At 53.6% G+C, this 13,264-nt stretch carries 7 protein-coding genes and 1 pseudogene; 4 read left to right on the top strand and 4 right to left on the bottom strand.

The genetic code is table 11. From position 1 onward, the window contains the following. Nucleotides 1–54 precede the first annotated feature (54 nt). Nucleotides 55–984 carry a polyphosphate kinase 2 gene (gene ppk2, locus HMPREF2572_RS08865; protein ID WP_070497834.1) on the bottom strand — a complete coding sequence of 310 codons (930 nt, stop codon included), beginning with the start codon at nt 982–984 and terminating at the stop codon, nt 55–57. A gap of 167 nt (nt 985–1,151) precedes the next feature. Between ppk2 and HMPREF2572_RS08870 the strand changes: the two are divergent. Continuing rightward, a pseudogene (locus tag HMPREF2572_RS08870) lies at nt 1,152–3,072 on the top strand (bifunctional anthranilate synthase component I family protein/class IV aminotransferase). A gap of 53 nt (nt 3,073–3,125) precedes the next feature. On the opposite strand, the gene HMPREF2572_RS08875 reads toward HMPREF2572_RS08870, so the two are convergent. The 3 genes from HMPREF2572_RS08875 to HMPREF2572_RS08885 all read right to left on the bottom strand — a co-directional run bounded on the left by HMPREF2572_RS08875 (nt 3,126) and on the right by HMPREF2572_RS08885 (nt 8,558). After that, entirely contained in the window at nt 3,126–4,577 is a 1,452-nt protein-coding gene (locus HMPREF2572_RS08875; protein ID WP_070497836.1) for a TIGR00341 family protein, read from the bottom strand. Between the two features lie 832 nt (nt 4,578–5,409). After that, the gene (locus HMPREF2572_RS08880; protein WP_070497838.1) at nt 5,410–6,225 is read right to left on the bottom strand and encodes an alpha/beta hydrolase; all 816 of its coding nucleotides are present in this window, start codon (nt 6,223–6,225) and stop codon (nt 5,410–5,412) included. Between the two features lie 224 nt (nt 6,226–6,449). Continuing rightward, nucleotides 6,450–8,558 (bottom strand): TonB-dependent siderophore receptor, encoded by a 2,109-nt coding sequence (locus HMPREF2572_RS08885; RefSeq protein WP_070497841.1) that lies wholly within the window; start codon nt 8,556–8,558, stop codon nt 6,450–6,452. 476 nt (nt 8,559–9,034) lie between these two features. Here HMPREF2572_RS08885 and adhE point away from each other — a divergent pair, with 476 nt between their 5' ends. The 3 genes from adhE to HMPREF2572_RS08900 all read left to right on the top strand — a co-directional run bounded on the left by adhE (nt 9,035) and on the right by HMPREF2572_RS08900 (nt 12,983). After that, nucleotides 9,035–11,650 (top strand): bifunctional acetaldehyde-CoA/alcohol dehydrogenase, encoded by a 2,616-nt coding sequence (gene adhE, locus HMPREF2572_RS08890; protein ID WP_070497843.1) that lies wholly within the window; start codon nt 9,035–9,037, stop codon nt 11,648–11,650. Between the two features lie 361 nt (nt 11,651–12,011). Further along, on the top strand, nt 12,012–12,542 hold the full coding sequence (gene bamE / locus HMPREF2572_RS08895; protein WP_070497845.1) for an outer membrane protein assembly factor BamE: 531 nt from the start codon (nt 12,012–12,014) through the stop codon (nt 12,540–12,542). A gap of 9 nt (nt 12,543–12,551) precedes the next feature. Then, nucleotides 12,552–12,983 (top strand): L,D-transpeptidase, encoded by a 432-nt coding sequence (locus HMPREF2572_RS08900; RefSeq protein WP_070497847.1) that lies wholly within the window; start codon nt 12,552–12,554, stop codon nt 12,981–12,983. Nucleotides 12,984–13,264 lie beyond the last annotated feature (281 nt).

The following is a 13,264-nucleotide window of genomic DNA, read 5'->3' on the forward strand; positions in this document are numbered from 1 at the left end:
CTTGTCCTGATTTAAATTTAATCCACTATACTGCTCAAACGGCTAACCGCTCAATCAGTCATGACCGATGTCGACGGTTTTCTCTTTATAGCGTGTGTCGGGGATGAGGACGATTTTTTCGTCCACTTTGCCGATGGCTTTCACGTCTTTACCCGGGTAGTCCAGTCGGTGCAGGAAGTAGCGGATACAGTTGAGGCGTGCGCGTTTTTTGTCGTCGGAACGGATGATGACCCAAGGCGCGTCGCCGGTGTGGGTGTGGAAGAACATGGCGTTTTTGGCTTCGGTGTAGTCGTCCCAACGGTCGAGCGACTGGATGTCCACAGGGGAGAGTTTCCAGTGCTTCAGGGGATCGTCGCGGCGGGAGATGAAGCGGCGCAGTTGTTCTTCGCGGGATACGGAGAACCAGAATTTGAAGAGGTGGATGCCGCTGGCGACGAGCATACGTTCCAATTCAGGGGTTTGACGCATGAAGAGCAGGTATTCGTTGGGTTCGCAGAAGCCCATCACGCGCTCTACGCCGGCGCGGTTGTACCATGAACGGTCGAAGAAGACCATTTCGCCTGCGGTCGGCAGGTTTTGGACGTAGCGTTGGAAATACCATTGGCCGCGTTCGGTAGTGGTCGGTTTTTCCAAAGCGACAACGCGAGCGCCACGCGGATTCAAATGTTCCATAAAGCGTTTGATGGTACCGCCTTTACCTGCGGCGTCGCGGCCTTCAAACAGGCTGACAATGCGTTGGCCGGAGTCTTTGACCCAGCTTTGCACTTTCAGCAATTCGATTTGCAGCTTTTGTTTTTCTTTTTCGTATACGGCGCGGCGCATACGTTGTTTGTAGGGGTAGTTGGCGGGAAGCGGCGCGCTGCTGGAGTCTTCGTCCGTACCGCGTCCTTCGTGTTCCAAAACGGCTTTTTCGAAAACTTGCAACTGGTCTTGTTTTTCGCCCAATTCAACGTTTTCGAAGGGTTCTAACTGATGATCTGCCATAGGGTCTCCTTATTGCTTAAGTTTGAAATGATATGGTGTGGGCTGACCTGATTTTACTCCTTTTATACTGCTGTGGACTACATAAAATTACACTGCTCTATTTTTTTCGATGCAGTCTGCTAATTTGTGTAAAAACGGCGTATAATCAGGCTATTTGCACCACAGCCATGCCCTATTTCGCCCTGTTTGACGATGCCGTGAGCGGCCGCGCAAAACTCTATCAAAATCATGTGGAAAGCCGCCTTTTCCATCATAACGAACTGGATTCGCTGGACGATACGCTGCAAAAGGGCTGGCAAAAAGGGCTGCATGCTGTGTTGTTTGCAGACTACGAATTCGGTTTGCCGCTGATGGGGATTGAATCCGAACGCGGCGGCAATCTTGCCCTGCACTGGTTTGCCGACTGCGCCGACATCGATGCCGAAAGCTGGCTTGCCCAACATTCAGACGACCTCCCCGCCGGCATTTCCACGCCGCAATCCTCCGTATCCGAAGCCGATTACCTCGACCACATCCGCCAAATCCACGAAGCCATCCGACGCGGCGACACCTATCAAATCAACTACACCACCCGCCTGCACCTGCAAGCCTACGGCAATCCCGTCAGCCTCTACCGCCGCCTGCGCCAACCCGTCCCCTATGCCGTCTTGTCCCACCTGCCCGATGTGGCAGGGAAATCCGCGTGGACGCTGTGTTTCTCGCCCGAACTCTTCCTCAAAATCGGTGCGGACGGCACCATCAGCACCGAACCGATGAAAGGCACTGCGCCGATTTTGGGCGACGGGCAAGACGAACGCCGCGCCGCCGAGTTGCAAAACGACCCGAAAAACCGCGCCGAAAACGTGATGATTGTCGATTTGCTGCGCAACGACCTCGGCAAAATCGCCCAAACCGGCAAAGTACGCGTGCCCGAGCCGTTTAAAGTATCGCGTTTCGGCAGCGTCTGGCAGATGACCAGCACCATCCAAGCCCAAGCCCTGCCGCACATCACCGCCGCCGACATCCTCCGCGCCGCCTTCCCCTGCGGCAGCATCACCGGCGCACCCAAACGCATGAGTATGCAGATTATCGAATCGCTCGAAGCCGAACCGCGCGGCCTGTACACTGGCAGCATCGGCTACCTGAATCCATGTGAAAGTGGGCTTGGGTTTGAAGGTATATTCAACGTCGTCATCCGCACCTTATCGCTCAAACCCGTTTCAGACTCGATTTCAGACGACCTTCCATTTTCAGACGACCTAGATAGTGGATTAACAAATCAGGACAAGGCGACGAAGCCGCAGACAGCAGATAGTACGGAAAGGCGAGGCAGCGCCGTACTGGTTTAAAGTTAATCCACTATATCGAGGGGTGTACGGCGTCGGTTCCGGCATCGTCATCGACAGCGACCCCGCCGCCGAATATCGGGAATGCGGCTGGAAAGCCCGTTTCCTCAACGAATTGCGTCCCGCCTTCGGCATCTTCGAAACCATGCGCGTGGAAAACAGGCAATGCCGCCTGCTCGACCTACATTTAGGTCGTCTGAAAACCTCCGCCCAAGCCCTCAACCTGCCCCTGCCCGACGATGGCGAAACCCGAATCCGGCAGTACATCGCCGACTTGCCCGACGGACTCTTCCGCCTGAAAGCCGAACTCGTTTCAGACGACCTCATTCTCAGCCATGCCACCACCGTCGAGCTGTCCGCCCCCCAGCACGTCATCCCCGCCCCGCAACCCCTCCCGCGCCGCGACTACCTGCGCCGCTTCAAAACCACCCGCCGCGCCCTGTACGACCAAGCGTGGCAAACCGCCGAAACACAAGGCGCGTTCGACAGCCTGTTTTTCAATTCAGACGACCTCCTGCTCGAAGGTGGCAGAAGCAACGTGTTCGTCAAATACCAAGGGCAATGGCTCACCCCGTCTCTGGATTTGGATATCCTCAACGGCGTCATGCGCCAAGCCGTGTTGCAGCAGCCGCAAACCTTCTTGAGCGCGGACGCCATCATCGAAACACACATCACCCGCGACATGCTCGAACGCGCAGAAAAAATCCGCCTCTCCAACGCCTTAAGGGGCGTGTTTGAGGCGGATTTGGTCGTTAAAGAATAAAATTATTTCCTGAAAACGGATAAAGCCGACAGGCGGAGTATTCGTGAAACGGGTTATATTTCTGAAACTTGAGTGTTCACAAACATGCGCACGACCTTACCCTCATAACGCTGGTTCAACCACGCCTGTAAGCGTTCGCGATCTTTGGCAGGCAAAGGCTCCTTAAATTCGAGCGAAACCACGACAATATCGTCATGTTCGCCTGTTTCCGATTTAGTATTTTTGCTGCTTTCAGGCTGCTCGTAAACAGGCTCTGTTTGCGCTTTCTCCCAAACCAAGCCGCGTCCGACAACGATTTTTTCCGCTTCGGGATATTGGGCTTTTATTTCCTTAAGTACCGCAGCATCGTCAGCACCGGCGGTATCGGCAGTTTTGCCTGCAAGCACGGTATCGATGTAGACCTGCTGCTCTTTCAGCTCGTTTTGCAACTGCATCGAGTTGTTTCGGCTTGCCAGCAATTCTTCGATTTTGGCACCGCTTCCACCCGCATAAACCACGTTCACCTTCGGCGCTTTCACTCCTGACGCTTCAAGGCTTTTCACCAGCAAGGCGGAAATTTTCTCGGCATTGCCCGTTCCATTGACAATCAGACCGACCGTATTTTCTCTATGGTTCAACATCTTACGCAGCACGAAAAAACCTTCCTGTTGCTGCGCAGTGGCAATGGCGGCATTGGCTTTGGTGTTGAAGATCTCCTGACGCACCAGTCCTGATGCCATATAGCCGCTCGGAATCATCACAGCCAACACGACAACAGTAATCATGATACTTTGCAGCCGGCGTTTGGATTCCGTTACCAACCCCCTGCGCGGCAGCTTGAGCAGCTTGGAAACCAACAAGGTCGAAAAAGCGATGAACACGCAGTTGATGGCAAAGAGATAAAAAGCACCGAAAAAATATTGCCAGTTCCCGTGTGCCAGTCCGTAGCCCGCAGTACACAGGGGCGGCATCAATGCGGTAGCAATCGCCACACCCGGTATGGCATTGCCTCCTTCTTTTCGAGTCAGCGCCACAATACCCGCACTACCGCCGAAGAAGGCAATCAACACATCCCAAAGGGTCGGCTGAGTACGCGCCAAAAGCTCGCTTTGCGCCTCTTTAAGCGGGGTTAACAGGAAATACAACGTAGCGGTAATCAAGCTGATGACGACGAATATAATAATATTGCGCGCGGCTTGACGGATCAGCGCAGTATCCCCTACCGCCAAACCGTAACCCATACCTACAATCGGCCCCATCAACGGCGAAATCAACATCGCGCCGATCACTACCGCCGTGCTGTTTACATTCAGACCGATACTCGCCACGGCAATGGCAAACATCAATACCCACATATTCGTTCCAGACACCCGAGTATTGGCACGGATGACGGAATCGATTTTGTCAGGATGAGCTTGGTCGTGTGCAAGATTGAACACATCTTGCAACTTGGTCATGGCACCATTGTCTTCTTTTTCCTGATTTTCTTGTAATTCCTGATTTTTACTTTCTTCCTGATCTTGCATGTGCGTATCCTAAAATTTTAATAGTTTATTTTAAATATATAATTTATAAAGAATTTTTGAAGAATGAAATAATGCCTTGCCATTACGGCTAAATCTGGCAGGCACAATTCTCGCAATATATTAGCATACGTACGCAAACTTCCTCCCCCAAACGGGGGAGGGGACAAGTTGCCTTGCGGCAACGAGTAGCGTGGGCTTTGCCCACGAAATGAAAGTCAAAATGGATGCCCATTCGGCTGTTGTCTGATTTTGATTATTGGATGATAGATTTCGTGGGCAAAGCCCACGCTACAAACTTGGGTTATTCCAAACCTGTATTGATTGAATAAACGAGGTCGTCTGAAAACGAGCGTGAACGAGTTTCTCTAACACCCAAATCCTAAAGTTTTCAGACGACCTTATTTTTACCCGCAATCCGCCCCCTCTCCCGTCTGGCGGGAGAGGGTGGCTCTGCGGGCTGTACGAATTTGATTTGACCTAAACTCCAAAGCCACCCCCATCCTAACCTTCCCCCGCCGGACGGGGGAAGGGACAAAGCTACCGTTGCAGCAACGCGTGGCGTGGGCTTTGCCAACGATGTAAGACGGCAAATACAACTAACAATCCGTAGCGTGGGTTCTACCCACGAAATAAATACAAATTTGACTGTTGCTGGATTCGGGTTCTTAGACAATAGGTTCGTGGGCATAGCCCACGCTACCAAATTCGCTTATCCCAAGTTAATTGAATAAAACCCTTATAGATTCAAGAAAAAAGTCGTCTGAAACTCCTGCCACTACGACACAAGCCGTATTCCTCTTTGTTTGGAATACGGCTTTTCGTTCCTGCCGGTTTATTTTTTCTGCCAAACTTGGCGGAGGTATTCGATGTGGTCGGGAAGGGCGTAGAAGGGGGTATTGCCGTGGTTGGCGTTGGGGTAGAGGGTGAATTGTGCGTCTGCGCCGAGGTGTTGGAGGGTGCCGGCAAGCAGTTTGGCTTGGGGGACCATTTCCCTGCCGATTTGTTCGGGGCGGTTGCTGCGGCCTTCGTGTTCGCCGACGCTGATGCGGACGGCGGTGTCGGCGGGAAGGGCGGACGGGAGGAAGTCGAGGACGCGGCGGTTGTGCCACCAGACGGAGGGGGAGGCGAGCAGGTTGTGTTTGAAGCGGTCGGGGGCAGTGAAGAGGGAATAGAGTCCGAACAATGCGCCGAAGGAGTGTCCGAACAGGGCTTGTTCTTTGGGGTTGACGGGGTATTTGGCGGCGAGGGCCGGGGCGAGTTCGTGGTCGAGGAAGGTGGCGAAGCGGTCGGCTTGTCCGTATTGGCGGCGTTCTGCTTCGGTGGCGGTTTCGGGCAGGGGCGGGGTGTAGTCGAGGGCGCGCTGTGTCAGGTCGCGGACTTCGCCGTTGGGGTAGCCGATGCTGACGATGATGCAGGCGGCGCGGCTTCGGGTCATGGGGTTGATGAGCAGGGATTGCGCCATGCTGAGGGCGGCGGGAAAGAAGGCGTCGCCGTCGAGGATATGGAGGACAGGATAGCCTTGCGGGGGCGGGTCGCCAACGGCGGCGGTTTGGATGCGGTAGCTGCGGCCGGTGTGCTCGGAGCGGATGTGGGTTTCTTTGGCTTGCAGCAGGCGGGCGGCTTGCCAGTGTGCGGTGCGTGAGGTCATGGCGGGGTTGTCGGTTGTGTTGGTGGGGTGTGTTGTGTGTGTTATCGGGTTGTCGGATGTTTCAGACGACCTTTGGGCTATATCTGCCGTTTTCTCTATGTCAAACATGGGACATAAATGATAAAACCGGACAGGTAGTGTTCCCTGCCTGTCCGGTCTGTTTCCGTAATGTGTTGGTCTTCTGGTTTTTGGCGGTGATTTGTTTTCCTTTTGCTTTTCCCGTTTTAGAAGTCGTAGCGGAGGTTTGCCATCAGGCTGCGCTCCGAGCCGGGAATGTTGAAGGTGTTTGCGCTGCCGACGCGGGCGTAGTAGTGGCGGTTGAAGATGTTGTCGGCGTTGATTTGCAGCTTCAGTTTGGGCGTGAAGCGGTATGCCGCCATGGCGTCGAATGTGGCGTAGCCGCCCGCGCGCAGACCTGCCGCCGAAGTGATGCTGCTCATTGCGTTCACGCCGCCGCCGAGGGTCAGCTTGGGCGTAACTTCGTAAGTTGTCCACAGGTTTGCGCTGTGTTTGGGCATCAGCAGGAAGATGCCGTCGTCGCGGGCGTTGGCGGCGGTTTTGATTTGGCTGTGCAGATAGCTGTAACCTGCGTGGATTTGCCATTTCGGTGTAATCGCGCCGCTGATTTCGGTCTCAACGCCTTCCATCACGCGTTTGCCCAAGGCGGCGTAACGGGTGTTGCGGTTGTTCGGGTTCAGCGGTGCGGCGGCGTTTTTGTCTTTCAGGCGGTAGAGGGAGACGCGGGTATTGAGGCGGTCGTCCATGTAGCTGCCTTTGTAGCCGACTTCAAACTGGTTGCCTTCGCGCGCTTTAAGCAGGTTGCCGCCGGTGCCGAGACTGGTTTGCGGCGTGTAGAGCTGGGACATGCTTAGGTAGAGGCTATTGTTGTCGTTCAGGTCGTAAACCGCGCCTGCGTAGCCGGTGAACTTGGTTTTGCTGGCTTTGTGCAACTCACCGCCGTCGCCCGCTTCGATTTTGTAGTGTCCCAAACGCCAGCCGCCGATGAGCGACAGTCTGTCAACCGGATGGAAGACGGATTTGCCGTAAACGCCGAATTCGTCAAGGTTTTCGGTAGCGACGGTATGGCTGTAACCACGCGCGCCGGCACGGGCATTTTGTATCAAATTAACATAGGGAACGGAGCGGAAATCGCCCAAGGCAACATTACGCGCAACGGCGGCACGGCCTTGCTCGTTGGTGCTGCGCAAGCGGTTGTAGTCCGCACCGACGACGAGTTCGTTTGCGGTGTTGCCCAAGGCAAACGGACGGCTGTAACTTGCGTCAACCGCGAAGGCTTTTTGTTTGATTTCCGTGCCTAAGCCGGTAACGTCCGCCTTATTGTCGGCAGAAAGTTTTTTGGCGGCAAATGTGTAGTTGGAGTCGGCATCGCGGTCGGAATAGCGCATACCGATTTTGCCGTAACCGCCGTCATCAAAATAATGTTTCAAATCGGCGAACACGTCATGGCTGTTCATTTTAAATTTGTTCCAATCCGCGCCGACAAAGGTGTGGTTGGGCAGGGACAACAGATTGCCGCTGCTGCCGACGGGCAGGCCGTTATACGGCGCGAGGTGGCGTTGCTGGTAGAGATAGCCTATGCCCAAAGTCGTGTCGGGATTGATGTCCCAGTCCGCCGCCGCGTAGAAGGTTTCGTGGTGGTTGTTTTTCTCCGCCGGACGGGGTGACGCGCCCGAAGTTTGCGCCATCACACGGCCGCGCACGCTGCCGTCGGCATTCAGACGACCTGAAACGTCGGCTTCGGCTTTATATTGTTTGTGCGTACCGAACCCTGCCGCCGCATGACCTTGAAACTCTTTGGTCGGGCGTTTGCGTACCAAATTCACAATGCCGCCCATCTCGCCGCTGCTGTCAAACAATCCGCTCGGGCCGCGCATCACTTCCACGCGGTCGAAAGCAAACAGGTTGGGCAATGTGCCGTTGATACTCTGCATTTGCGCAGGCAGGCCGTCGATGTTGTATTCGCTGTATTCGTAACCGCGCGCATAAACCGACGAACGTCCGTCGTCATTGCTCAACACACGCAGACCCGGCGTTTTGCGCGCCAACTGGTCAAAGGTATCGACGTTGCGGTCTTTTACCTGCTGATTGGTGATGATGCTGACGGATTGCGGAATTTCGCGCAAAGAGGCGGGGATTTTTGTGCCGACAGTGGCGGCAAACGAGCTGTAATCGCCGTTTTTCTCGGTGGCAATCGCGTTATACGAACGCTGCCCCTTCACATGGACAGTATCCAGCTCGACCGTTTCGGCGGCAAATACAGTGGAAGATAAAGCAGCCACAACGGCGGCAGCGGTCAGATTGGGACGGAACATCAATTTCTCCGGTGTTACCTATAAATGATAATGGTTGTATTTTATATTTTTGATGTGGAGCGTTGTAGAAAAAAACTATCGTTTTCCCGACAATCTCTTGTGAATATGCGACAAGGTCGTCTGAAAACTTTAATTTGGTTTTCAGACGACCTTGTCCGTTTTGCCTGCAAATTTTGTTTGAAAGGTTGATTTGTAATTTCGATACAAAATTCAAAAAATTTCATTTTCATATGAATTGCGGCGGGTAAAACAATAGCGATATGGCAAAGGGGGAAGACTCGGCAGCCCTTTTGTCAAACTCGTTAAAATGATTTTATTTCAATGTATTAAAAACAGAAAAATCCTAGAAAAGGTCGTCTGAAAACAGCGTGCATGGTTTGTGATGTAAGTCAAAGAGAAATGTAACAAAATTACTTATAGTAATCGTAGTGAAAATTTATCGACTTTATTGCCACCTTATATTAAGGAGATACACCATGAACGCATCAGCCGACAATGTCGTCAGCCCCGCCGTAGCCGAGGTCAACAGTTTGGTTGAAAAGGGTTTGCGCTCGTTGGACGAGTTTCGCAAGCTGAATCAGGAGCAGATTGATTATATCGTTGCCAAAGCCTCCATTGCCGCGCTGGACAAACATGGTGTACTCGCCATGCACGCGGTCGAAGAAACGGGACGCGGTGTATTTGAAGATAAGGCGACCAAAAACCTGTTTGCCTGCGAAAACGTCGTGCGCCGCCTGCGCGATTTGAAAACCGTGGGCATCATCAGCGAAGACGATGTAACCGGCATTACCGAAATCGCCGATCCGGTCGGGGTTGTCTGCGGTATCGTGCCGACCACCAATCCGACTTCCACCACCATTTTCAAATCCCTGATTGCGTTGAAAACCCGCAATCCGATTATTTTCTCGTTCCACCCTTCCGCCCAGCAGTGTTCCGCCCATGCCGCCCAAATTGTGCGCGATGCCGCGATTGCCGCCGGCGCGCCGGAAAACTGCATCCAGTGGATTGAAAAACCGTCTATGGAAGGCACTTCCGCGCTGATGAAGCATCCGGGCGTGGCGACGATTTTGGCGACCGGCGGCAATGCAATGGTGGAAGCCGCTTATTCCTGTGGCAAACCTGCGCTCGGCGTCGGGGCGGGCAACGTGCCTGCCTATGTCGAAAAAACGGCAAACATCCAGCAGGCGGCACACGACATCGTGATGTCCAAAGCGTTCGACAACGGCATGATTTGCGCCAGCGAACAAGCCGTCATTGCCGACAAAGAGATTTATAAAGAGCTGGTCGAAGAGTTCAAATCCTACGGCGTGTACTTCGCCAACAAAAAAGAAAAAGCCATGCTCGAAGACTTCATCTTCGGCGTTACGGCAAACTGCGCCAACTGTGGCGGCGCGAAACTCAATTCCGCCGTTGTGGGCAAACCGGCGGCGTGGATTGCCGAACAGGCCGGGTTTAAAGTTCCCGAAAAAACCAACATCATCATCGCCGAATGCCGCGAAGTTGGCCCCAACGAGCCGCTGACCCGCGAAAAACTGTCGCCCGTACTGGCGATGCTCAAAGCAGATTCCACCGAACAAGGCTTGCAGTTTGCCGAACAAATGGTCGCCTTCGACGGCTTGGGACACTCTGCCGCCATCCATACCGCCGATCAAGAATTGGCAAAAACCTTCGGCACCCGCGTCAAAGCCCTGCGCGTGATTTGGAACTCGCCCTCCACCTTCGGCGGCATCGGCGACGTTTACAACGCCTTCCTGCCGTCCCTGACCTTGGGCTGCGGCTCTTACGGCAAAAACTCCGTCGGCGGCAACGTCAGCGCAGTCAACCTGTTAAACATCAAAAAAGTAGGCCGTCGGAGAAACAACATGCAATGGTTCAAAGTACCCGCCAAAATCTATTTCGAGCGCGATTCCATCCAATACCTGCAAGACATGAAAGACTGCGAAAAAGTCATGATTGTGACCGACCGTTCGATGGTCGATTTGGGCTTCGTCGATAAAGTGACCCACCAGCTCCACCAACGCAAAAACAAAGTAACCATCCAGCTTTTCACCGATGTCGAAGCCGATCCCAGCGTCCAAACCGTCTATAAAGGCACGGATTTGATGCGCAGCTTCCAGCCCGACACCATCATCGCGCTGGGCGGCGGCTCGCCGATGGACGCGGCAAAAGCCATGTGGCTTTTCTACGAACAGCCCCAAGTCGATTTTGAAGACCTCGTCCAAAAATTCATGGACATCCGCAAACGCGCCTTCCGCTTCCCCGAGTTGGGCCGCAAAGCCAAATTCATCGGTATCCCCACCACATCGGGCACCGGCTCCGAAGTCACGCCGTTTACCGTCATCAGCGACGGTGACAAAAAATACCCCATCGCCGACTACTCGCTGACCCCGACCATCGCCATCGTCGATCCCGCGTTTACCATGACCGTCCCCGCCGGCGTAACCGCCGACACCGGTCTGGACGTACTGACCCACGCCGTAGAAGCGTACGTTTCCGTGCTCGCCAACGACTTTACCGACGGCCTCGCCCTGCAAGCCATCAAGCTCGTGTTCCAATACCTCGAACGCTCCTACAAACACGGCGCGTCCGACCCCGAAGCGCGCGAACACATGCACAACGCATCCACCATCGCAGGCATGGCGTTCTCCAACGCATTCCTCGGCATCAACCACTCGATGGCGCACAAAATCGGCGGCAAATACCACGTTCCGCACGGTCGCGCCAACGCCATCCTGCTGCCGCACGTCATCCGCTACAACGGCACGCGTCCGCAGAAAACCGCCACCTGGCCGAAGTACAACTACTACAAAGCCGACCTGAAATATCAGGAAATCGCCCGTACCTTAGGCCTGCCGTGCGCCACCCCGGCCGAAGGCGTAGAATCCTTCGCCCGCGCCTGTCACGAACTGGCGGTCAACGTCGGCATCAAAATGTCGTTCAAAGAACAAGGCATCGACGAAAAAACCTTCATCGACGGCCGCAAAGAACTGGCAATACTGTCCTTTGAAGACCAATGCACCCCCGCCAACCCGCGTCTGGCATTGGTTGCCGACATGGAGGAAATCCTGACCAAAGCCTATTACGGCGAATAAAGTTCGCGAAACACAATAAGGCGTAAGGAAAAGGTCGTCTGAAAAACCAGAAATACGGTTTTCAGACGACCTTTTTGAAAAGATTGGCATAAAACTTGCATGAAATTCAAGCGAGAAATTTACGTTTCATCAAAGATGTGATTAAACATCAAAAGAAACAACCAGTAACGCGATTTTACCCGTGCCAAACACACGCTTGCCTGAAGACGATATATCATCGCTTCCATTTATGTCCGTATGAAATTGTTACAAAGTGACAATAAATGTCATCAGAATGAAAACGGCGGCGCACGGATAACATCGAATCTTGACCATGCAACGGCTGTCTGACCAAAACTGCCGCCACCAAAAAGGATTAACCATGAAAACGTCCCGCATTGCCAAAACCGCCCTTTACCTCGCCGCCGCAGCCGTATTGTCAGCCTGTGCCGGCAAAAGCCACGTTAAAGCCGACGGAACGACGGACAACCCCGTCTTTCCGAAACCCTACTCCGTAACCTTCAACAAAAACCAAGGCACATTCCCGACCGCCGATGAACTCGAACAGATGAAACCGGGTCTGAGCAAAGACGACATTTACAAAATCCTCGGCCGTCCGCACTACGATGAAGGTATGTTCGGCGTGCGCGAATGGAACTACCTCTTCCACTTCCGCACCCCCGGCGTTCCCGCCAACCCTCACATCGGCTCTGACGTAGAAGGCATTACCACTTGCCAATACAAAGTCTTGTTTGACAAACACAAATACGCACGAAGCTTCCATTGGAAAGCCGTCTTCCCAGAAGATGCCGTCTGCCCGCCCGTACAAGAAGTTGCCCCACAACCCGCGCCCGAACCTCAAATCATCATCCGTGAGGTTGCGCCTGAAACACCCCACCGCATCCGCAGATAATAGGAAACCATGTTTAAAAGAATCATCCTCGGCGTATCGCTGCTGGCAGGGCTGAACAGCTTTGCAGCAGCCGATGCCGCCAAAGAATACATGCAACGCAAAAAAGTCATCGTCAACACCGCCAAAGCCGAGCTGTGCTTTGCCGACGATGGTCAGTGCCACCCCGTACTCATCGGTAAAACCACGCCCAAAGGCAAATTTGACATGCAGTTGATGAAGACTTCCAAACCCGGCTACGGCGGCGAAGTCATCGGCTTCAAGCAGGAAAAAGACTTCCTCTTCGCCCTGCACCGCGTTTGGACGCTCAAGCCTTCCGAACACCGCATGCAACGCATCGCCTCCGATGTCGTCTCCGACCGCGTCATGACCAACGGCTGCATCAACGTCACCGACAAAGTGTACGACAAGCTGCGCAATTACTTCGTTTTGGAAGTGATTTGACGGACTGTTCTACATAGCATGGATGCAAAAGGTCGTCTGAAAACCCTAGATTTGGGTTTTCAGATGACCTTTTTATTCAATCCAAGCGGGTTTTATTCAATTAATATTTGGGATAACTGAAGTAGCGTGGGCTTCGCCCGCGAAATCCGCTATCCAACAATCAAAATCAGACAACAGTCACATAGGCATTCATCTTGATATTTATATCGTGGGCAAAGCCCACGCTACTCGTTGCTGTAACGGAAACTTTGTCCCTTCCCCCGTCTGGCGGGGGAAGGTTA

This window comes from Neisseria sp. HMSC064E01 (genome assembly GCF_001808875.1).
Taxonomy (GTDB): Bacteria; Pseudomonadota; Gammaproteobacteria; order Burkholderiales; family Neisseriaceae; genus Neisseria; species Neisseria sicca_A.